Source organism: Muricoccus nepalensis (assembly GCF_006438825.1).
Taxonomy (GTDB): Bacteria; Pseudomonadota; Alphaproteobacteria; order Acetobacterales; family Acetobacteraceae; genus Roseomonas; species Roseomonas nepalensis.
In genome coordinates this window covers 276039-297530 of sequence record NZ_RCZP01000001.1, presented here as the reverse complement: position 1 = coordinate 297530, position 21492 = coordinate 276039, and the positions used below count along the sequence as shown (strand labels likewise).

The 21492-nt window shown below is 73.1% G+C and carries 20 protein-coding genes; 14 read left to right on the top strand and 6 right to left on the bottom strand.

What is annotated here, in order from left to right; all coding sequences use genetic code 11:
* The 8 genes from EAH89_RS01245 to EAH89_RS01210 all read left to right on the top strand — a co-directional run bounded on the left by EAH89_RS01245 (position 1) and on the right by EAH89_RS01210 (position 9000).
* Positions 1-1458 (top strand): pyruvate dehydrogenase complex E1 component subunit beta, encoded by a 1458-nt coding sequence (locus EAH89_RS01245; RefSeq protein WP_140880944.1) that lies wholly within the window; start codon positions 1-3, stop codon positions 1456-1458.
* A gap of 16 nt (positions 1459-1474) precedes the next feature.
* On the top strand, positions 1475-2866 hold the full coding sequence (locus EAH89_RS01240) for a pyruvate dehydrogenase complex dihydrolipoamide acetyltransferase (protein ID WP_140880943.1): 1392 nt from the start codon (positions 1475-1477) through the stop codon (positions 2864-2866).
* A gap of 31 nt (positions 2867-2897) precedes the next feature.
* On the top strand, positions 2898-4331 hold the full coding sequence (locus EAH89_RS01235; protein WP_140880942.1) for a hypothetical protein: 1434 nt from the start codon (positions 2898-2900) through the stop codon (positions 4329-4331).
* Positions 4328-4813, top strand: coding sequence for a GNAT family N-acetyltransferase (locus EAH89_RS01230; RefSeq protein ID WP_140880941.1), 486 nt, complete (start codon positions 4328-4330; stop codon positions 4811-4813). Before EAH89_RS01235 ends, EAH89_RS01230 begins: the two co-directional genes overlap by 4 nt.
* A gap of 30 nt (positions 4814-4843) precedes the next feature.
* Positions 4844-6238 (top strand): dihydrolipoyl dehydrogenase, encoded by a 1395-nt coding sequence (gene lpdA / locus EAH89_RS01225; RefSeq protein ID WP_140880940.1) that lies wholly within the window; start codon positions 4844-4846, stop codon positions 6236-6238.
* Between the two features lie 69 nt (positions 6239-6307).
* A complete protein-coding gene (lipA, locus tag EAH89_RS01220; RefSeq protein WP_140880939.1) occupies positions 6308-7378 on the top strand; it encodes a lipoyl synthase in 1071 nt (356 codons plus the stop codon).
* Positions 7378-7869, top strand: coding sequence for a type II toxin-antitoxin system RatA family toxin (locus tag EAH89_RS01215; protein WP_140880938.1), 492 nt, complete (start codon positions 7378-7380; stop codon positions 7867-7869). The genes lipA and EAH89_RS01215 overlap by 1 nt, the downstream gene beginning before the upstream one ends.
* A 66-nt stretch (positions 7870-7935) precedes the next feature.
* A complete protein-coding gene (locus EAH89_RS01210) occupies positions 7936-9000 on the top strand; it encodes a threonine aldolase family protein (RefSeq protein ID WP_140880937.1) in 1065 nt (354 codons plus the stop codon).
* 15 nt (positions 9001-9015) lie between these two features.
* Here EAH89_RS01210 and EAH89_RS01205 read toward each other — a convergent pair whose 3' ends face one another.
* The 4 genes from EAH89_RS01205 to EAH89_RS01190 are packed head-to-tail and all read right to left on the bottom strand — an operon-like array spanning position 9016 to position 12759.
* Entirely contained in the window at positions 9016-9504 is a 489-nt protein-coding gene (locus EAH89_RS01205; protein ID WP_140880936.1) for a CinA family protein, read from the bottom strand.
* Positions 9501-9947: a phosphatidylglycerophosphatase A family protein gene (locus tag EAH89_RS01200; protein WP_140880935.1), complete on the bottom strand. Its 447-nt coding sequence runs from the start codon at positions 9945-9947 to the stop codon at positions 9501-9503. Before EAH89_RS01200 ends, EAH89_RS01205 begins: the two co-directional genes overlap by 4 nt.
* An 11-nt stretch (positions 9948-9958) precedes the next feature.
* On the bottom strand, positions 9959-10804 hold the full coding sequence (locus EAH89_RS01195) for an alpha/beta fold hydrolase (RefSeq protein WP_161993448.1): 846 nt from the start codon (positions 10802-10804) through the stop codon (positions 9959-9961).
* Entirely contained in the window at positions 10801-12759 is a 1959-nt protein-coding gene (locus tag EAH89_RS01190) for a lytic transglycosylase domain-containing protein (protein WP_140880933.1), read from the bottom strand. The genes EAH89_RS01195 and EAH89_RS01190 overlap by 4 nt, the downstream gene beginning before the upstream one ends.
* 156 nt (positions 12760-12915) lie before the next feature.
* On the opposite strand from EAH89_RS01190, the gene dapA reads away from it, so the two are divergent.
* Both dapA and smpB read left to right on the top strand, forming a co-directional pair.
* Positions 12916-13794: a 4-hydroxy-tetrahydrodipicolinate synthase gene (gene dapA, locus EAH89_RS01185; protein ID WP_140880932.1), complete on the top strand. Its 879-nt coding sequence runs from the start codon at positions 12916-12918 to the stop codon at positions 13792-13794.
* 4 nt (positions 13795-13798) lie between these two features.
* The gene (gene smpB, locus EAH89_RS01180) at positions 13799-14287 is read left to right on the top strand and encodes an SsrA-binding protein SmpB (RefSeq protein ID WP_140880931.1); all 489 of its coding nucleotides are present in this window, start codon (positions 13799-13801) and stop codon (positions 14285-14287) included.
* 12 nt (positions 14288-14299) lie between these two features.
* Here smpB and EAH89_RS01175 read toward each other — a convergent pair whose 3' ends face one another.
* Positions 14300-15067: an SDR family oxidoreductase gene (locus EAH89_RS01175; protein ID WP_140880930.1), complete on the bottom strand. Its 768-nt coding sequence runs from the start codon at positions 15065-15067 to the stop codon at positions 14300-14302.
* Positions 15068-15082: 15 nt separating this feature from the next.
* A complete protein-coding gene (locus tag EAH89_RS01170) occupies positions 15083-15787 on the bottom strand; it encodes a GntR family transcriptional regulator (RefSeq protein WP_140880929.1) in 705 nt (234 codons plus the stop codon).
* Between the two features lie 96 nt (positions 15788-15883).
* On the opposite strand from EAH89_RS01170, the gene EAH89_RS01165 reads away from it, so the two are divergent.
* Genes EAH89_RS01165 through EAH89_RS01150 form a run of 4 tightly spaced genes read left to right on the top strand, consistent with a single transcriptional unit; the run spans position 15884 to position 21491 of the window.
* Entirely contained in the window at positions 15884-17119 is a 1236-nt protein-coding gene (locus EAH89_RS01165) for an ABC transporter substrate-binding protein (RefSeq protein ID WP_140880928.1), read from the top strand.
* A gap of 39 nt (positions 17120-17158) precedes the next feature.
* Complete coding sequence (locus EAH89_RS01160) at positions 17159-18034, top strand: branched-chain amino acid ABC transporter permease (RefSeq protein ID WP_140880927.1); 876 nt, start codon at positions 17159-17161, stop codon at positions 18032-18034.
* A 5-nt stretch (positions 18035-18039) separates the two neighbouring features.
* The gene (locus tag EAH89_RS01155; protein ID WP_162861301.1) at positions 18040-20565 is read left to right on the top strand and encodes a branched-chain amino acid ABC transporter ATP-binding protein/permease; all 2526 of its coding nucleotides are present in this window, start codon (positions 18040-18042) and stop codon (positions 20563-20565) included.
* The gene (locus tag EAH89_RS01150; protein ID WP_140880925.1) at positions 20562-21491 is read left to right on the top strand and encodes a 3-hydroxyacyl-CoA dehydrogenase; all 930 of its coding nucleotides are present in this window, start codon (positions 20562-20564) and stop codon (positions 21489-21491) included. Before EAH89_RS01155 ends, EAH89_RS01150 begins: the two co-directional genes overlap by 4 nt.
* Position 21492 lies beyond the last annotated feature (1 nt).

Genomic DNA, 21492 nt, shown 5'->3' with positions numbered 1-21492 from the left:
ATGGGCGCGACGATCCTGATGCCCGCCCTCTCGCCCACGATGACGGAGGGCAAGCTCAGCCGGTGGCTGAAGAAGGAGGGCGACGAGGTGAAGTCCGGCGACGTCCTCGCCGAGATCGAGACCGACAAGGCCACCATGGAGGTGGAGGCCGTGGACGAGGGCAAGATCACGAAGCTCCTTGTGCCCGAGGGGACGGAGGGCGTGCAGGTGAACGCCGCCATCGCCGAGCTCGACGGCGGCGACGGCAGCGCGGCTCCGGCCTCGGGCAACGCGGCGCCTGCGGCCGAGCAGGGCAGCAAGCCGGCCGCCCCGCAGCAGCCGGAGTCCAACGCGACGCAGCACGGCGGCGCGACCGGCCAGGTCGCCAAGGGCGCCGAGGACCACGCGCAGGTCGCGGCCAAGGGGGCGGAGGAGCGCGAGGGCGTCTCCGCGCGGCCGGCGGCGCCGGCGGCCGAGCCCGAGAAGGACTGGGGCGAGACGAAGCCGACCACAGTGCGCGAGGCGCTGCGCGACGCGATGTCGATCGAGATGCGCGCCGACAAGGACGTGTTCCTGATGGGCGAGGAGGTCGCCCAGTACCAGGGCGCCTACAAGATCTCGCAGGGGATGCTCGACGAGTTCGGGCCCAAGCGCGTCCTCGACATGCCCATCACCGAGCACGGCTTCACCGGCATGGCCGTCGGCGCGGCGCTGACCGGGCTGAAGCCGATCGTCGAGTTCATGACCTTCAACTTCGCGATGCAGGCGATCGACCACATCATCAACTCGGCGGCGAAGACGCTGTACATGTCGGGCGGCCAGCTCGGCTGCCCGATCGTCTTCCGCGGCGCGAACGGGGCCGCGGCCCGCGTGGCGGCGCAGCACAGCCAGGACTACACCTCCTGGTACGCGCACGTGCCGGGGCTGAAGGTGATCGCGCCCTGGTCGTCCGCGGACGCCAAGGGGCTGATGCGCGCGGCCATCCGCGACCCGAACCCGATCATCTTCCTCGAGAACGAGATCCTCTACGGCCAGACCTTCGACTGCCCGGTGGCCGAGGACTTCATCCTGCCGATCGGAAAGGCGAAGGTGGAGCGGCCGGGCACCGACGTCACGATCGTGTCCTACTCGATCATGGTCGGGCTCGCGATGCAGGCGGCCGCCGAGCTCGAGAAGGCCGGTATCTCGGCCGAGGTGATCAACCTCCGCACCATCCGCCCGCTCGACATCGACACGGTGCTGGATTCCGTCCGCAAGACGAACCGGCTGGTGACCGTGGAGGAGGGCTGGGCCTTCGCCAACATCGGTGCCGAGGTCGCGATGCAGGTGATCGAGGAGGCCTTCGACTACCTCGACGCGCCCCCGGCCCGCGTCGCGGGCCTGGACGTGCCGATGCCCTACGCCGCCAATCTCGAGAAGCTCGCGCTGCCCACGGTGGCGCAGGTGGTCGGGGCGGCGCGCAAAGTGACCTACAAGTAAGAGGGGCGCGCGCACCATGGCGACCAACATCCTGATGCCCGCCCTGTCGCCCACCATGACGGAGGGCACGCTCGCCCGCTGGCTCAAGAAGGAGGGCGAGCAGGTCAAGTCGGGCGACGTGATCTGCGAGATCGAGACCGACAAGGCGACGATGGAGTTCGAGGCGGTCGACGAGGGCGTCCTCGGCAAGATCCTCGTGCCCGACGGGACCGAGGGCGTGCAGGTCAACCAGCCCATCGGCGTGATGGTGGAGGAGGGCGAGGCGGTTCCCGCCGGAGCCGCCGCTCCCGCGGGGGCTCCGGCGCCCGCGGCCGCGAAGGCCACGGAATCCGCGCCCTCTCCCTCCAGCCCCGCGCTCGAGGGCGTGCAGGCCGCCGGGGGCAAGGTGGCCGGCGCGGCCGAGCAGCCGGTCCGGGCGGATGCGCCCAAGGCTGAGGCGAGCGCTCCGGCGCCGCTCGCGAACGGGCATGACGGCGGGCGCATCTTCGTCTCGCCGCTCGCCCGCCGCATGGCGGAGCAGGCGGGGCTCGACCTCCGCGCGCTCAAGGGCTCCGGCCCGGGCGGGCGGATCGTGAAGGCGGACGTGGAGGCGGCGCAGGCCTCGCCCAAGCCCGCCGCCGCGCCCGCGCCTCAGGCCGCCGCCCCGGCGGCACCCGCCGCGGCGCCCGCCCCGGCGCCCAAGCCCGCGGCGCCCGCGCCGGTCATCACGGCCCCGCACCAGACGGTGCCGCACTCCTCCATGCGCAAGGTCATCGCGCGCCGCCTGACGGAGGCGAAGCAGACCATCCCGCACTTCTACGTCTCGATCGACGTGGAGCTCGACGCGCTGATGAAGCTGCGGGCGGACCTCAACGCGCGGTCGCCCAAGGATGGGCCGGGCGCCTACAAGCTCTCGGTGAACGACCTCGTCATCAAGGCGGCGGCGGCGACGCTGCGGAAGCTGCCGGCGACGAACGCGACCTGGACCGACAACGCGATGGTTCTCTACGACGACGTGGACATCAGCATCGCCGTCTCCATCCCGGACGGGCTGATCACGCCGATCATCCGGCGCGCGGACCAGAAGGGCCTCGTCACCATCTCGAACGAGATGAAGGACCTCGCGGCGCGCGCGAAGTCCGGCAAGCTGAAGCCGGAGGAGTTCCAGGGCGGCGGCTTCTCCATCTCGAACATGGGCATGTTCGGGGTGAAGGAGTTCTCGGCCATCATCAACCCGCCCCAGGCCGGCATCCTCGCGGTCTCGGCCGGGGAGAAGCGGCCGGTGGTGAAGGACGGGCAGCTTGCCGTCGCGACCGTGATGACGGTCACGCTCTCGGTCGACCACCGCGCCATCGACGGCGCGCTGGCGGCGGAGTGGGTCGCGACCTTCAAGTCGATCGTCGAGGACCCGCTGAGCCTGATGCTCTGATGCGATGCGCGGGCGGCAAGGGGGCCTGACGGTGCCGGCCCCCCTCGGTCCCGCCCGCTGGGGGCAGGGGGCGCGGCCGGCGGTGCTGGCCTTCGCGCTCTGCCTCCTCGTCCTGCTCGGGGCCGGGCTGCGCGCGCCCCCGCGCGACCTCACCCACGGCGATGGCTACTTCTACACCTCCACCGCCTGGGACCTCCTGACCTGGGGCACCTTCTCGGACGGCTTCTTCGACGCGGTGGACAGCGCCACCGCCCCGCCGCCGCCCGGCATGTTCCTCGGGCCCGGCTACCCCGTGCTGCTCGCGGCCGTGATGCGGCTCGACCCCGCGCTGCGGGAGGCCGCGGCCTGCACGGTGCGCCACCTGCCCGCCGGCGACGCCGCCGCGCGCTGCCCCGCCTATCGCGGGCTGGTCATGCCCGTGAACATGGTCCTCGTCGCGGGGGCGCTCGGCTTCCTCACGGCGGCCGCCCGGCGGGTCACCGGCAGCCTGGCGGCGGCGGGGCTGGCGACCGGCATCGGGCTCGCCATGGCCCTCGCCTACGCCCGCCTGCTGAGCCTGCCGATGACCGAGAGCCTCGGGCTGTTCCTCTTCTCCGGCGCGGCCTTCCTGTTCCTCCGCGCCGCGCTCGACGCGCGGCGGGGGGCGGCGCTGCTGGGGGGCGCGTTCCTCGGCCTGCTCCTCCTGACCCGGCCGAGCCACGTCGTCCTCCTGCCCGTCGCGCTCGCGGCGCTCGGCCTGCTGGCGCTGCGCCCGCGGGTTTGCCGGCGGCGCCTGGCGGTGGCGGGCCTCTTCGCGCTCGGCGTCGCCGCGGCCACCCTGCCCTGGGCCGCGAGGAACGAGGCGGTGCTCGGCCGCTTCGGCCTCACCGCCGGCTACGGGCCGGCCGTCCTGATCGAGCGGATGGCCTACAACGAGATGACGCCGCGGGAATTCGGCGCCTCCTTCATCTACTGGCTGCCCGGCTTCGGCGACGGGTTGGCGAGCCGCCTCTTCGGCGCGGACACCGTGGCGCGGCTGGACTGGAACCGGCCGGGAAGCCTCTACGACATCGGCCAGCACCGCCGGCACGACGCCCTGGAGGCGCCCGGGCCGGTGGAGGACCAAGTGCCGGGCCTGCTCCGGGCGGAGGTGCTCGGCCGGCCCGTCGCCTACGCGGCCTCCACCCTGTCGCTCGCCTGGCGGGGCCTCCTGATCGGGCGGGACGCCGGGCTGCTGGCCCTGCTGCTGCTGCCGCTTGGCCTGCTGGCGGCGCGCCGGGCCGGGCGGCTCGGGCTGCTGGCCCTCTACGCCGCGCCGGCCTGGATCATGCTGGCCGTCCACGCCGGCGCCTCGGTGAACCAGGAGCGCTACAACCTCGCGCTCCTGCTGGGGCTTTCGGTCGCGGCCGCCTGGGCGATCCTCTCGCTCGCCGCCCGCCGCTGGCCGGCGCTGCGCGTCGCGCCGGCCGGGGAGGGGCCGGCGTGAGCGGCGCGCCCTTCACCCTGCGGGACGCGGTGCCCGGGGACCTGCCGGAGGTGCTGCGCCTCGTCCGCGCGCTCGCCGAGTACGAGCGCCTCCTCCACCGCGCGGTCGCGACGGAGGAGGATTTCCGGGACCTCCTCTTCGGGCCGGCGCCCCTGCTGCACGCCGTGCTGGCGGAGGTCGGCAGGCGGGTGGTCGGCGGCGCGCTGTGGTACAACAACGTCAGCACCTTCACCGGCCGGCCGGGCATCCACCTTGAGGACATCTTCGTCGAGCCCGCCCATCGCGGCCTCGGCATCGGCCGCGCCTTCTTCCAGCACCTGGCGCGGCTGGCCGTGGCGCGCGGCTGGGCGCGGCTGGACTGGCAGGTGCTGGATTGGAACGCGCCGGCCATCCATTTCTACGAGGGCCTGGGCGCCGAGGCGCTCGACGACTGGCGCGGGCGGCGGGTGAGCGGCGACGCTCTCGCGCGGCTCGCCGAGTAGCACGCGCGGAATAACGGAAGGGAGGCCAGCATGGCCGACGAGTTCGATCTGGTGGTGGTGGGCGGCGGGCCCGGTGGCTATGTCGCGGCCATCCGCGCCTCCCAGCTGAAGATGAAGGTCGCGCTGGTGGAGCGCGAGAACCTCGGCGGCATCTGCCTCAACTGGGGCTGCATCCCGACCAAGGCGCTGCTGCGCGCGAGCGAGATCAACCACCTGCTGCACACGCTGGATGCTTACGGCTTCTCGGCCGACAACATCCGCTTCGACTTCCAGAAGGTGGTCAAGCGCTCCCGCGCGGTCTCCGGGCAGCTCTCGGCGGGCGTGAAGGGGCTGATGAAGAAGAACAAGGTGACCGTCTACGACGGCACCGCGAAGCTGGCCGGCCCCGGCAAGCTGTCGGTCACGAAGGACGGCAAGCCGGTCGCGGAGCTCGCCTCCAAGCACATCATCCTCGCCACCGGCGCCCGGGCCCGGGTGCTGCCGGGGCTGGAGCCGGACGGCAAGCTCATCTGGTCCTACCGCGAGGCGCTGGTGCCGGACGCGATGCCGAAGTCGCTCATCGTCGTCGGCTCCGGGGCGATCGGCAGCGAGTTCGCGAGCTTCTTCCTCAACATGGGCGCCCAGGTGACGCTCGTCGAGGCGCTGGACCGCATCCTGCCGGTGGAGGACGCCGAGATCAGCGCCTTCGTGCAGAAGGCCTTCGCGAAGCAGAAGATGACGGTCCTGACCGGCGCCAAGGTCGGCAAGGTCACCAAGGGCGCCAATTCTGTGACCGTGAGCGTCGAGGCCGGGGGCAAGGTGCAGGAGATCACGGCGGACCGGCTGATCTCGGCGATCGGCATCGTCGGGAACGTGGAGGACCTCGGCCTCGAGAACACGAAGGCGGTGGTCGAGCGCTCCCACATCGTGATCGACGAGCTCTGCCGGACGGGCGAGCCCGGCCTCTACGCGATCGGCGACGTGGCGGGACCGCCCTGGCTGGCCCACAAGGCCTCGCACGAGGCGATCATCTGCGTGGAGGGGATCGCGGGCCTCCACCCCCACGCGATGGACGTCGGGAACATCCCGGGCTGCACCTATTGCCGCCCGCAGGTGGCGAGCGTCGGCATGACCGAGGCGCGGGCGAAGGAGGCCGGGCACGAGGTCAAGGTCGGGCGCTTCCCCTTCATCGGCAACGGCAAGGCCATCGCGCTCGGCGAGCCCGAGGGGCTGGTGAAGACCGTGTTCGACGCCAAGACCGGCGAGCTTCTCGGCGCCCACATGGTCGGGCCGGAGGTGACGGAGCTCATCCAGGGCTACGGCATCGCCCGCACCCTCGAGTCGACCGAGGTCGAGCTCATGCACACGGTCTTCCCGCACCCGACCGTCAGCGAGGCGATGCACGAGGCCGTGCTTGATGCCTATGGCCGGGTGATCCACATCTAGCGGCCGGAACCCCGCTTCCACCCCCATCGCCCCGCCCCCCTCCCGGGGGCGGGGCCGAGGATGAACCAGATGGCCACCCGTATCCTGGTGGATCACCGCGCCGGCGGCGCCACCGCCGCCGAGGCGCCCGCGCCCGTCGCCGTCCCGCCGGCGGCGATCGCCCGCGTCGTGCCCAGCGCCGCCCCCGCCGCGCTCCGCCACCCCGAGAAGGCGAACCGGCCGGACAACCCGATCAAGCGCAAGCCCGACTGGATCCGGGTGAAGGCGCCGACGCACCCGGTCTACCACGAGACCCGCGAGCTCATGCGGGCCAACAAGCTCGTCACCGTCTGCGAGGAGGCGGCCTGCCCCAACATCGGGGAGTGCTGGTCGCAGCGCCACGCGACCATGATGATCATGGGCGGCATCTGCACGCGCGCCTGCTCCTTCTGCAACATCACCACCGGCATGCCCCAAGCGCTGGACGAGGACGAGCCGCGCCGGGTCGGCGATGCCGTGGCGGCCCTCGGGCTGCGCCACGTCGTGATCACCTCGGTGGACCGCGACGACCTGCGGGACGGGGGCGCGGAGCACTTCGCGCGCACCATCGCGGCCATCCGGGCGGCCGCGCCCGAGACCACGATCGAGATCCTCACCCCCGACTTCCTCCGCAAGGAGGGGGCGCTGGAGGTGGTCGTCGCGGCGCGGCCGGACGTGTTCAACCACAACCTTGAGACCGTGCCCCGGCTCTACCCGACCATCCGGCCCGGCGCGCGTTACTTCCATTCCCTCCGCCTGCTGGACGAGGTGAAGCGGTTGGACCCCGGCATCTTCACCAAGTCCGGCGTCATGGTGGGCCTGGGCGAATCCCGCTCCGAGGTTCTGCAGGTGATGGACGACATGCGCTCCGCCGAGATCGACTTCCTCACCATCGGCCAGTACCTGCAGCCGACGGTGAAGCACGCCGCTGTCGACCGCTTCGTCGAGCCCGCGGAGTTCGAGGACTACGCGCGCATGGCCCGGGCGAAGGGGTTCCTGCTCGTCTCCGCCACCCCGCTCACCCGCTCCTCCTACCACGCGGACCGCGACTTCGCGGAGCTGCGGGCGGCCCGCGAGGCCTCGCTCCGGTCGCGCCCCGCCCCCGTGGTGAACGCGGCCTGATGCCCACCCACGCGGAGCGGAAGCGCCTTCCCTACACGCCCGAGCAGATGTTCGACCTGGTGGCGGACGTGCGCCGCTACCCGGAGTTCCTGCCCTGGTGCGTGGCCGCGCGCATCGTCTCGCGGTCGGAGGGGGAGCTGATCGCGGACCTGACCATCGGCTTCAAGATGTTCCGCGAGACCTTCCGGAGCCGGGTCGGGCTGGAACGGCCCGACCACGTCCACGTGCAGTACCTGACCGGCCCCTTCCGCTACCTCAACAACCACTGGCGCTTCGCGCCGGTGGAGGGCGGCTGCGAGGTGCAGTTCTTCGTCGACTTCGAGTTCAAGTCGCGCCTCCTTCAGGCCGTCATTGGCACTGTCTTCAACGAGGCGGTCCGCCTGATGGTCCGCGCCTTCGAGCGCCGCGCCATGGCCCTTTACGGCCGAGAGCGCCCGAGCGCGGGCCTGACCGCCCAGCCGCGCCCGGCGCCCAAGCCCAGCGAGGGCTGACCCGGCCCCTGGTCGCGGCGCGTCCCTGCTGGCAGAACCCTTGCGACACGTCGCGAGAGGTCCCCCATGGTCCATGCCCCCGAGCGCCCCGTTCCCGGCGCGCCCCCGGTCCGCATCAACCTCTACTCCGACACCCAGACCCGCCCGACGCCCGCCATGAAGGAGGCGATGATGGCGGCCGAGGTCGGCGACGAGCAGCACGGGGACGACCCGACGGTGCACGCGCTGTGTGACCGCATGGCGGCGCTGCTGGGCAAGGAGGCCGCGATGTTCCTGCCCTCCGGCACCATGTGCAACGTCGTGGCGCTGAACACCCATTGCCGCAACGGCGACGAGGTGGTGGCGCACGAGACCGCGCATATCCTGAGCAGCGAGGGCGGCAGCCACGCGGCCATCGCGGGCGTGCAGATCCACCCGCTGCGCGGCCCCCGCGGCATGTTCGACGCCGACGCGCTGCGCGGCGCCGTGCGCGCGCGCACCCGCTACGCGCCGCCGCAGACGCTGCTCGAGATCGAGCAGACCGCGAACACGGGCGGCGGCGCCGTCTGGCCGGTCGAGGTGCTGAACGAGCTGACGGGCATCGCCCATCACCACGGCTGGGCCACCCACATGGACGGCGCGCGGCTGATGAACGCCTGCGTCGCGGCCGGCGTTCCGGCCGACGAGATGTGCGCGGGCTTCGACACCGCCTGGCTCGACTTCACCAAGGGCCTCGGCGCGCCGCTCGGCGCCGTGCTGGTCGGGTCCGAGGAGTTCATCGGCCGGGCCTGGCGGTGGAAGCAGCGCCTCGGCGGCTCCATGCGGCAGGCCGGCATCTGCGCGGCCGCCTGCCTCTACGCGCTGGACCACCATGTCGGTCGCCTGGCCGACGACCACGCCAACGCCCGGGCGCTCGCGGCCGGCCTCCGCCAGATCGAGGGCATGGCGGTGGAGGAGCCCGACACCAACCTCGTCTACTTCGACCCGACGGGCACGGGGATGGCGCCGGCGGCCCTGCAGGCGGCGCTGCTGGCCGAGGGCATCTCGGTCAGCGCCCTCGGCGGGCGGCTCCGGGCCTGCACGCATCTCGACGTCCACGCGCCGATGATCGGCGAGGCGCTGGAGGCCGTCCGGCGCATCGTCCGGCACTGAGAGGGGGCGCGGCGGTCAGCCGCGCGCGACCGCCGCGGCGAGGCGCAGCGCCGCCTCCACCGTCGCGGCGCGCACGGCCGCGCGGTCCCCGGGGAAGACGTGGCGCTCGACCGTGGTGCCGCCGCCCCGGCGGGCCGCGCCGATGAAGACGAGGCCGACGGGCTTCTCCGCGCTGCCCCCGCCCGGCCCCGCGATGCCCGTGGTGGAGACGGCGATCGCCGCCCCGCTCCCTTCCAGGGCTCCCTCGGCCATGCGTCGCGCGCAGTCCTCCGAGACGGCGCCGACGCGGGCGAGCACCGCCTCGGGCACGCCGAGCATCCGTGTCTTCATGGCGTTGGAGTAGGTGACGAAGCCCGCCAGCACCGCGTCGGAGGAACCGGGCACGGCGGTCAGCGCCGCCGAGACGAGGCCGCCCGTGCAGGATTCGGCGGTGGCGATGGTCAGCCCCTGCGCCCGCAGCAGGTCCAGCAGCGCCGAGGCCGCCTCGAAGCCGGGTTCCGTCATGCGCCGCCTCCCGCCGCGAGCCGCAGGACGAGCAGCGCCGCGGCCGCGGCCAGCCCCGCCAGGACGTCGTCGAGCATCACGCTCAGGCATCGCCGCATGCGGCCTCCCTTCATCCGGTCGGCCCAGCCGATGGGGCCGGGCTTGAGGATATCGAGGGTCCGGAAGAGCGCGAAGGCCGCGAGGATCCACCAGAAGGAGGCGCCCATGGGAAGGGCCGAGAGGGCGAGGCACTGGCCCGCCGCCTCGTCCGCCACCACCCAGGCCGGGTCCTCCCGCGCCTCCGGGAGGCGCCAGACCGCCCAGAACCCCGCGAGGGCGAAGCCGATGCCGAGGGCGAGGCACCAGCCCGGGCCGAGGAGGGCGGCCGGCAGCACGGCCATCGAGCCCCAGGTGCCCGGCGCCGGCCGGAGGCGGCCGATGCCGAGCAGGGAAGCCATGGCCATGGCGGGGCCCATTAGGGGATGGCGTCCAGGAAGCGGTCCAGCGGCCCCGCGATCTCGGGCTCCGTGAGGGTGGGCGCGTGGCCGGCGCCGGGCAGGCTCACCAGCTCGAGGTCGGGCTTGTCGCGCACCATGGCGCGCACCGTCTCGGCCGCCAGGAACTCGCTCGCCTCGCCCCAGACGAGCATGGCCGGGAAGGGGCGCAGCCCGCGGAAGACGGGGCCGAGGTCCAGCGCCCCGCCGCCCGCCTCCATCGCCTGCTGGATGCGCGTGTCCCAGCGCGGGTGCAGCCGCCCGTCCTCGCCCCGCTTGTAGGTGAGGCCCGCGAAGTGCCGCCAGGCGTCCTCGTCGGGCAGGGGGATGAGCGGCATGATCGTGCGGAGATAGGCGACGGCCTCGTCGATCGTCTCCGCGCCGGGATCGTGGCCCGCGAAGCCGCCGACGGCCTGCAGGCCCCTCGGGTCGATCCGCGGGCCGATGTCGTTCAGCACCACGCCCCGGAGCAGCGTCGGCCGCAGCACGGAGAGGAACATCGCCATCAGCCCGCCGAAGGAGGTGCCGACGACGGCCGCGCGGGAGACGTGCAGGGCCGCGCAGGCGTCCAACACGTCGCCGACCGCGCGCTCGGGCCGGTAGCGCGAGACCTCGGGCGCGCGGTCGCTGTCGCCGTGGCCCATGTACTCGAGGGCGACGACGCGCCGCTTGCCGGCGTGGCGCGCGGCGAGGCCCTCGTAGTCCCAGGCGGTGCGGCAGATGCCCGTGAGGAGCAGCAGCGGCGTGCGCTCCTCGTCGCCGGGCCACTCGAGCGCGCTGAGGCCGAGCCCGTCCCGCGCGCGGACGCGGCGGTGCCGCGGCGTCAAGGCGCGGCCATCCAGCGCCGGAGCGGGTGGGGCAGGGCCGCGGAGGCGGGGTCGCGCGCGCGGTAGACCACCGTGTTCTCCACCACCCGCTGCACGTAGTTCCGCGTCTCCGCGAAGGGGATCAGCTCGATCCAGTCGATCACGTCCACCCCGCCCTCCCCGGGCGCGCCGTAGGTGCCCAGCCATTCGCCGACCCGCGCCGGGCCCGCGTTGTAAGCGGCCGCCGCCAGGGCAAGGTTGCCGCCGAAGCGCTCCATCTGATCCGCCAGGTACTGGGAGCCGAGCCGCATGTTGTGGGCAGGGTCGGTGACCAGCCAGCCCGGCTGGTGCGGGATGCCGAGGCGCCGCGCGACGCCGGCCGCCGTGGCCGGCAGGAGCTGCATCAGCCCGCGCGCGTTGGCCGAGGAGACCGCCTCGGGGTCGAAGTTGCTCTCCTGCCGCGCGATGGCGTTGACGATGGCGGGCTCCAGCGCGCTGGGCGGGGCGGGGTAGGGGGCGGGCCAGCCTTCCGGCAGCAGCATCACCCCGTCGGCCCCCGCGCGCCGGGCGATCCAGACCGCGAAGTCCGGCCGCCCAAGCCCGGCGCCGTGCCGCGCGATCAGCACGCGGTCGGGTGCGTCCGGCGAGAGCTCCTCGAGGCGGAGGAGGAAGATCCGTGCGCGCCGGGGGTCGCCGAGGTCCGTCAGGGCCGAGGCGGCGGCGGCCAGCTCCCGCTCCGGGAAGAGCGCGGCCGCCTCGGGCGCGGGCTGGGCGGGCTGGATGGCCGCGATGCGGGCGGAGAGCCGCGCCTCGTCCTCGCCCAGCGCCAGGGCGGCGAGCTGGCCGTAGAAGGCTGTGCCGAGAGCCGCCGCCTCGCCGTAGCGGGCCCGCGCCCGGGCGGCGTCGGCGCGCTCGAGGGCGCGGCCCTGCCAGTAGGCCGCGCGCGCCCGGGTGATGACGCTGCTGCTGCCCTCGCCGAGGGCTGCGAAGTGGCGCGCGGCCGCGGCGGCGTCGCCCAGGCGGCGGAGGGCGATCCAGCCGGCGAGGAACTCCGCCTCCTGCCGTGGCTCCCCTCCCGCGGCGCCGTGCCGGGCGGCGACGTCGTAGGCGAGGCGGTCCTGCCCGAGGCGGAGCAGCTTGCGGGCGAGGACCTGGCGTTCCGCCCAGACCGCCTTGGCCGCTTCCGGCTGGAGGTCGCGCTGGAGCGGGGCGGCGGCGGCCCAGGCGGCGGCGGCTTCGGCGTCGCGGTCCTGGCGGCGCAGCAGCCGCGCGCTGGCGGCGAGGAGGCCGAGGTCGCCTCCCTCCGTCACCGGCGCGCCGGCCTCGGCCGCCAAGGCCAGGCGCGCGTCGGCGAGGGGGCGCTGGGACGGGTCGACCCAGGCGGCGGCGCGGCCCGCGTCGGCGAGGTCGCGCGAGAGGAAGAGGCGGTCGAAGCGGCGCCACCGGTCCTCGGCGGTCAGCAGGGCCGCGTTGCGCTCGGCGAAGCCCGCCTCGGCCGCGGCCTCCCCGAAGCCGCCGGCCCAGGCCGCGCGCAGGAGGGCCGCCGCCCGCGCCGCGTCCCCGGCACGGACCAGCGCGTCCGCGTGCCGCTGGGCGCCGTCGAGGGTGAGGGCGGGGTTGCGGGCGAAGTGGGCGAGGGCGCGGGCGTCGTCGGGGTCGGCGGCCAGCGCCTCCTCCGCCCGCCGCAGCATCGTCTGGGGCAGGGGCCAGTCGGGGTTGGCGGCCACCCAGGCGGCGAGCTCCGCCCCGGTGCCCTGCCCGCGCTGCTGCAGCCGGAGCCAGAGCGCGATCTTGCGCACCAGCGGGTCCGCCTGGGCCGCCGCAGCCTCGGCGGCCGTGTAGCGCCCGCCGTTGGCGAGGGCGATGGCCGTGCGGCCGGCGTTCCGCTGGGCCTCGTCGGCCCAGGGCTGGGCCGAGACCGGCATGGCGAGGGACAGGAGGAGCAGGGCCGCGGCCGGCCGGGGACGGATTCGCATCGACCCCGTTTCTAGCGCTTTCGCGAGCGCCCTGTCCCGCCCGGCGGACCCCATCGCCCCTTGTTCCCTGGCGGGGGGCCGCGTAAGCCGGAAAGGCTGGCGCGCGGGGCGCCGGCACCCCACATCCTGCCCATCCCCGCCGCCAGGAAGCGCCAGATGTTCAAGGGTTCGCTCGTCGCCCTCATCACGACCATGACCCCGGACGGCAAGCTGGACGAGCGCGCCTTCCAGGACCTCGTCGCCTGGCAGGTGGCCGAGGGCACCCAGGGCCTGATCCCCGTCGGCACGACCGGGGAAAGCCCCACCCTCTCCCACGCGGAGCACCAGCGCGTCGTCGAGATGTGCGTGGAAGCCGCGGGCGGGCGCGTGCCGGTGATCGCGGGCGCGGGGTCGAACTCCACCGCCGAGGCGGTCGCGCTGGCGCAGCACGCGAAGGAGGCGGGGGCCGACGCCGCGCTGGTGGTGACGCCTTACTACAACAAGCCGACGCAGGAGGGGCTCTACCTCCACTTCAGCACCATCGCGGATGCCGTCGACCTGCCGATCATCATCTACAACATCCCCCCGCGCAGCGTCATCGACATGAGCGTGGAGACGATGGCGCGGCTGGCGAAGCACCCGAACATCGTCGGCGTGAAGGACGCGACGGCCAACCTCACGCGGCCGCTGCACACCCGCGCCGCCTGTGGCCCCGAGTTCTGCCAGCTCTCGGGGGAGGACCACACGGTGGTCTCCTTCCTCGCGGCCGGCGGCGTCGGCTGCATCAGCGTCACCGCCAACATCGCGCCCCGCCTCCTCCGCGAGATGCACGACGCCTGGGCAGAGGGCCGCCTCGCCGACGCCATGGCGATCCAGGACCGCCTCCTGCCGGTGCACGACGCGATGTTCTGCGAGAGCTCGCCCGGCCCGGTGAAGTACGCCGCGAGCCTCCTGGGCAAGGGCAGCGACTACTGCCGCCCGCCCCTGGCCCCCATCGCCGAAGCCTCCCGCGCGCGCGTCCGCAACGCGCTCTCGGGCGCCGGCCTGCTGAACTGAGCCCATGGCCGAGCCGAAGAAAAAGAAGACCCTCATCAGCCACGGCATCGCCGCGCAGAACCGCAAGGCGCGCTTCGACTTCAAGATCCTCGACACCTACGAGGCCGGCATCGCCCTTGTCGGCCCGGAGGTGAAGAGCCTGCGCGCCGGGCGGGCGACGCTCAGCGAGGCCTGGGCCGGCGAGCGCGACGGCGAGATGTGGATCTTCAACCTCTACATCCCGGAATGGCAGGCCGGCAGCGTGGTCGCCAAGTTCGAGCCGCGGCGCCCGCGCAAGCTGCTGCTGCACCGCAAGCAGGCGCAGACCCTTGCCGGCGCCATCTCGCGCGAGGGCGCGACGATCGTGCCGCTCGACATCCACTTCAACGAGCGCGGCCTCGCCAAGCTGACGCTGGGCCTGGCCGAGGGCAAGAACAAGGCCGACAAGCGCGCTGCCATCGCCGACCGCGAGTGGAAGCGCGACAAGGCCCGGGTGATGCGCGACAAGGGCTGACGCGCGCCCGCCTCAGGCGAGCATCTTCATGTCGTTGTCGATGGCGATGGCCTGGCCCGAGATGGAGCGCCCGCGCTCACTGCACAGGAACAGGATCTGGTCCGCGAGCTGGCGCGGCGTGACGTAGGCCTTGAGCGAGGTGTAGGAGAAGGCCTCCTGCTCGACCTCCGCGAAGGAGCGGCCGCGGCTCTGCGCCTTGGCCTCGAGCACGCGGCGCTGGCGGTCGCCGGCGACGAGCCCGGGCAGGATCGCGTTCACGCGGATGCCGGCCTCGCCGAGCTCGATCGAGAGCGACTTCGTCAGGCCGATCACGCCCCATTTCGCCGCCGCGTAGGGGCTGCGCAGCGCGAAGCCGAAGCGCCCCGCCGCCGAGGAGAGGTTGACGATCGACGCGTTCGCGCTGCGGCGGAGATGCGGCACGGCCAGGCGGGCGAGGTTGAACTGGCTGGTGAGGCAGACCTGCAGGCAGCGGTCCCAGTCCTCCGGGTTGATCTCGTCCACCGCGCCGGTCGGGCCCGCGATGCCCGCGTTGTTCACGAGCACGTCGAGCCCGCCGAGCGCCGCCAGCGCGCCGTCGACGAGGTCGGCCACCGCCGCGCGGTCGGAGACATCGGCCACCCGGTGCCCGACGCCGTCGGGCAGGGTGGAGAGCCCCTCCGCGTCGAGGTCGCAGGTGAAGACCCGCGCCCCTTCCTCGACGAAGGCCGACACGATCTCGCGCCCGATACCGGCCGCCCCGGCGGTGACGAGCACGCGCAGCCCCGCGATGCCAAGATCCATGGTGTTTCCCCCTGGTCAGTCCTCGCCGGGCAGGTTGCCGCGGGCGATGATGAAGTCGGCGGCGTCCCGGATGTCGGCGGAGATGGCGCTCGCTGCCGCGGCGCCGTCCCCTGCCTCGATCGCGGCCAGCGCCGCCGCGTGGTGGGCCAGCGCGCTTCCCGTGCGAAGCCGCTCCGGGTGCTCTCGAAGGTCGAGGTTGATGACCGGCCCGGCCTTCAGCCAGAGCCCGGCGATGATCTCCTGGAGCGGGGCGAGGCCGCAGGCGCTGTAGATGGTGAAGTGCACATCACGGTTGAGGGCGACGGCGCGGATCTTGTCGGGCCGGCGCCGCAGCGCCATCGCGCGGAAGGCCGCCTCCGCCCCCCGGATCGCCGCGAGCTGGGTGGCCGTGCGGTGGGTCGCGGCGCGCGAGGCCGCGAGGCCTTCCACCGCCTGGCGCGTGTCGGCCAGCGCGCGGAACTGGGCGGCGCTCATCAGGGGGACCCGGACGGCGCGGTTGGGCGCGACCTCGAGCGCGCGGTCGGCCACAAGCCGGCTGACCGCCTCCCGCACCGGCATGACGGAGACGCCGAGGGCCGCCGCGCTGTCGCGGAGGGAGAGGCGCTCGCCCGGGGCAAGGCGGCCCGAGACGAGAAGCTCCGCGAGGTGGCCGTAGACGGTGCTGCCGAGGGTGCGGCGGTCAGGCGGGGGCAGGGCGGCGAGGGCACGGGCGGCGCTCATGCACGAAACCCTAGACAGAAGGCCGCGCCCTCGGCAAGCTTCTGTGATCACAGATCACGACAAGAGCCGCTCAGGCCAACCCGGAGGAAGCACCGCATGCCGCAACCCGTTCTCTCCCGCCGCGCGCTGGCCGCGGGCGGCGTCGCGCTCCTCGCGACCCCGGCGCTCTCGCAAGGGCAGTCCGATGTGGTGCGCATCGGCCATCTCACGCCGCGCACGGGGTTCCTCGGCCCGCTCGGCGAGTACGCCGTGCAGGGCGTGCAGCTCGCGGCGGAGGAGGTGAACGCGGCCGGCGGCATCGCCGGGCGCCGCGTGGAGCTCCTGCTCGAGGACAGCGTCAACCCGCAGACGGCCTCCGCCAAGGCCGAGCGCTACATCCAGCGCGACCGCGTCTCCTGCATCGTCGGCGAGATCAACTCGGCCTCGGCGCTCGCCATCGGGCAGGTGGTGCAGCGGGAGAAGGCACTGTTCATCAACACGGGCGCGAATTCTGACGCGCTGCGCGGGTCGGACTGCCGCCGCTACATGTTCCACATCGAGGGCGCGAACTCGATGTACGTGAAGTCGGTCGGCCGCGCGCTGCTGGCCGAGGGCAAGATCAACGGCAAGAAGTACTACGCCCTGACGGCGGACTACGCCTTCGGGCACGACCTGCTGAAGGTCGCGAAGAACTTCCTGACCGCCAACAAGGCGACGGCCGCGGGCGAGGACCTGATCCCGACGGAGCTGACGGATTTCTCGCCCTTCCTGCTGAAGCTGCGCCAGGCGCGGCCGGACGTGGTGATCCTCAACCTGGCGGGCGCGCAGATCACGAACTTCCTCAAGCAGTACAGCGAGTACGGGCTGCGCTTCCCCGTGGCCGGCTTCGGCTTCGACACGGCGCTGGCCTGGGGCGCGGGGCAGGGGAACTTCCTCGGCACCTGGCCGACCGTGTGGCACCACCTCGTGGACACGCCGTCCACCAAGGCCTTCGTCGCGGCCTTCGGGCGCAAGTTCAACCGCCCGCCGGAGAACCAGGCCTGGGGCGACTACTGCGCGCTGAAGATCATCGCCCAATCCATGAACGAGCTGAAGGCGGTGGACGCGACGCGCGTGGTCGAGCACCTGGAGAAGGGCGCGAAGTTCGACGTGCTGAAGACGCGCGAGGGCTATTTCCGGGCGCGCGACCACCAGATCATGATGGAGATGTACGCCATCTCCGCCCTGCCCGCGGACCAGGTGCGCAACCGCTGGGACATCTTCTCCTCCTCCGCCCCCGTCCCCGGCCCCTCGGAGGATTTGGAGGTCATCGCGCCGACGGCCGAGGAAGCCGCCTGCACCTTCCCGGCCTGAGCGAAGCCGGCTGTCGGTAGGGGCTGAGGGAAGCCGCACTTGGAACTCGTCTTCATCCTGGAGCAGGTCGTCAACGGCCTGCTCATCGGGGCCAACTACCTGCTGATCGCGCTCGGCCTCTCCCTGATCTTCAGCCTCGGCGGGATCGTGAACCTGGCGCACGGGGCCTTCTACGCGATCGGCGCCTATCTCACCGTCGCGCTGTCGCCGGCGATCGGCTTCGGCGGAGCGCTCGTCGCCTCGCCGGCCATTGTCGCGCTGCTCGGGCTCGTCATCGAGCGCTTCCTGCTGCGCCGCTTCTACCGCGCGGACCCCATCCTCAGCCTGCTCCTCACCTTCGGGCTGGCGATGGTGGCCGAGCAGGCGCTGCGCATGATCTTCGGCGCGGCGCCGGTGCCCTTCTCCATCCCGCTCTGGCTGCGCGGGCAGGTCTTCCTGGGCGAGTTCATCTACTCGAAGTACCGGCTCATCATCCTCGGCGTGGCCGTGGCCTGCGTGGCCGGGCTCTGGGTTCTGCTCACGCGGACCTCCTTCGGGCGCGTCGTGCGGGCGGGCGTGCAGAACCCGGACATGGTGGCGGCGCTCGGCATCTCGCTGCAGCCCTACATGACAGCGGTGGTGATGATCGCCGTCGCGCTGGCGGCGCTCGCCGGGACGATGATGGCGCCGGTCACGGGCGTGACACCCACGATGGGGGCGGAGGTCCTCACTTTTGCCTTCGTCGTCGTGGTCATCGGCGGGCTCGGCTCCTTCTGGGGCGTGGTGCTGGCGGCGCTGATCGTCGGCATCGTGCGCGGCCTTGCGGCCTACGCCTTCCCCCCGGCCACCGAGGCGGCCGTCTACTTCCTCATGGTCCTCGTCCTCCTGCTCCGCCCGCGCGGCCTCTTCGGCGAGCGCATCCAGCGATTCGAGTGAACGCCTTGACCCTCAACGGATCCCTCCGCGATGCGCGGCCGCTCCTGCTCGCGCTCGTCGCGCTCGTGGTGCTGCCCTTCGCCCTCGACCTCATCGGCCTGACGATGACGACGGCCTCCGACGTCGTGGTCTTCGCGCTGGCGGTCATGGGGCTGAACATCCTCGTCGGCTGGACCGGGCTTGTCTCCTTCGGCCACGGCGCCTGGTTCGGCATCGGCGCCTACGCCGCGGCGATCCTGCAGCGCCAGCTCCTGCCGGGAAGCATGGTCCTGGCGGGGCTCGGCGCGGTGCTGGTCGTCTGCGCCTTCTCGCTCGTCGCCGGCCTGCTGATCCTCCGCCGGCGCGGCGTCTACTTCTCGCTCCTCACCCTCGCCTTCACCGCCATGCTCTTCTCCATCGCCTTTCGCTGGACGGAGCTGACGGGCGGCGAGAACGGCCTCGGCAACGTGCAGCGCTGGGCCTCGCTGGCGGACCCGCGCGCCTACTACGCGGTGGTCGCCGCCCTGGCCTTCCTGCTCCTCCTGCTGCTCTGGCGGTTCCATCGCTCCCCGGTCGGCACCGTGCTCGTCGCCATCCGCGAGAACGAGGGGCGCGCCGGCTTCCTCGGCTACGACACCAACCGCTACAAGCTGCTCGCCTTCGCCGTCTCCGCCACGCTGACGGGCTTCGCGGGCGTGCTGAGCGTCTTCAACCACCGCTTCGCCTCGGCGGATCCCATCTCCATCGCCTTCTCGGGCGAGCTGCTGGCCATGGTCGTGATCGGGGGCATGCGCTCCTTCCTCGGCCCCGCGGTGGGCGCGCTGTTCTACATCCTGTTCCGCGAGTTCCTGTCGATCTACACCGCGAACTGGCTGCTGGTCTTCGGCCTGCTCTTCGTCGGCTTCATCGTCTTCTCGCCGGACGGGCTCGTCGGCATCGGCGCGCGGCTGCTCGCGCCGCTCCGCAAGAAGGCGCCGGCCGAGGCCGCGGCCATGGCGGCGCGCCGGGCCGGCGAGAGCGGGCGCATCCCTGCCCGCTTCATCCGCGAGGGCCTGTCCCGCGGCCCAGTCCTGTCGACGGACGGCATCGGCAAGTCCTTCGGCAGCGTGCGCGCGGTGCGGGGCGTCTCGCTCGCGGTCGAGGACCGGCGCCTGCACGCGTTGATTGGTCCGAACGGCGCGGGCAAGACCACCGCCTTCAACCTTCTCTCCGGCATGTTCCGCCCGGACACCGGGCAGGTGCTGCTCGACGGCAGGAGGGTGGACGGGCTGGAACCGCACGCCATCACGCGCGCGGGGATCGGCCGATCCTTCCAGATCACGAACCTCTTTCCCGGGCTCACGGTGGAGGAGAACATCCGCCTCGCCGTGCAGGCCCGCCACCCCGCCGCCTTCAGCGTGCTGCGCGACGCGCGCGGCATCGCCGACCTGCGGGACGACACCGCGGAGCTCCTGCGCTGGGCCGGCATGGCCGGCGCGGAGCGGGCGGAGGCGGGAAGCCTCTCCTATGGCGGGCAGCGGCTGCTGGACATGGGCCTCGCCCTCGCCACGCGGCCCCGCATCCTCCTGCTGGACGAGCCGCTGGCCGGCCTGGCCGCGGCGGAGCGCGAGCGGGTGGGCGACCTCATCAAGACCCTCTCGGCCGACATCCCCGTGCTGCTGGTGGAGCACGACATCGATCGCGTCTTCCGGATGGCCGACCACGTGACCGTCATGGCCGACGGCGAGGTGCTGGTGGACGGCACCGTTGCCGAGGCGCGGGACGACGCGCGGGTGCAGGCCGTCTATCTCGGCTCGGGCGCCGAGGCGCTGGCGGGCAAGCCGCGGGCGAGCGCCGCCGGCGAGCGCGACCTGCTGATCATGGAGGGGGTGAACACCTTCTACGGCAAGTCGCACATCCTCAACGACGTCAGCCTGACGGTGCGCGAGGGCGAGATCGTCGCCCTGCTGGGCCGCAACGGCGCCGGCAAGTCCACGCTGCTGAAGACGCTCATTGGGACGGCGCGCGCCGCCTCCGGCCGCATCTCCCTCGCGGGGACGGAGCTCGCGGGCCTGCGGCCGGACCAGGTGGCGCGGCTCGGGATCGGCTTCGTGCCGCAGGGCCGTGCGCTCTTCGCGGGCATGACGGTGGAGGAGAACCTTGGCCTCGGCCGACTCAAGCGCCGCACCGGTGCGGGCGTGCACTGGGAGGAGGAGCGCGTGCTGGAATTCTTCCCGCGCCTGCGCGAGCGCTGGACGGTCGCGGCCGACCGCCTTTCGGGCGGCGAGCAGCAGATGGTCGCGGTGGCGCGCGCCCTCTCCGGCGACACGCGCCTCCTGCTGCTGGACGAGCCCTTCGAGGGGCTATCGCCGGCCGTGACGGAGGAGCTGTTCGAGACCTTCGACAAGCTGCGCCGGGAGGTCGCCATCATCATCGTGGACCATCACCTAGACCTCGCGCTGTCGATCTCCGACCGCACGGTCGCGCTCGAGCGCGGCACGGTGCAGTGGACGGGCGCCTCGCGACTATTGCGCGAGGACGAGGAACTTCGGCGGAGGGTGCTTTGGCTGTGAGCGGAACGGTTGGGATCGTGGGGTCGGGCCTGATCGGCCGGGCCTGGGCGATGATCTTCGCGCGCGCGGGGTGGCGCGTGCGCCTCTGGGATCCGGCCGCGGGCGTCGCGGCGGGCGCGGTGGGCCTCTGCGCGGAGGGGCTGCGCGACCTCGCCGCCCACGGCCTCTGCGCGGATCCCGAGGGAAGCGCGGCCCGCATCGCCGCCGCCGACACGCTCGCCGCCTGCGTCGGGGAGGCCGACTTCGTGCAGGAGAACGGGCCCGAGACGCTCGAGGTCAAGCAGGCGCTCTTCGCCGAGCTGGACGCGGCCGCGCCGCCTTCGGCGATCCTCGCTTCCTCCTCCTCGGCGATCCGCTGCTCGCTCTTCACCGAGGGGCTGGCGGGGCGCGCGCGCTGCCTCGTCGGGCATCCCGTCAACCCGCCGCACCTCATCCCGCTGGTGGAGCTGTCGGGCGCCGAATGGACCGCGCCCGCGACGATCGAGCGCGCCCGCGAGGTCTACGCGGCGATCGGCCAGACGCCGGTCACGGTGCTGAAGGAGATCGAGGGCTTCATCCTCAACCGGCTGCAGGGCGCGCTGCTCGCGGAGGCCTTCCGCCTCGTCTCCGAGGGCTACGTCACGCCGCAGGACCTCGACCGCACGGTGGCGGACGGGCTCGGGCTGCGCTGGTCCTTCCTCGGGCCCTTCGCCACGATCGAGCTGAACGCGCCGGGCGGCATCCCCGACTACTGCGCGCGCTATACCGGCTTCTACAAGCGCCTCGCCGCGGAGCCGCCCGCGCCGGAGGTCTACGGGCCCGAGGCGACCGCGAAAATTCTCTCGCAATGGCCCGCGGCCTCCGACCTCGCGAGCGGCATGCGCCGCCGGGATCGCCGGCTGGCGGCGCTCCGTGCCCACAAGATGTCCCAGGAAGAAGGGGAATAGC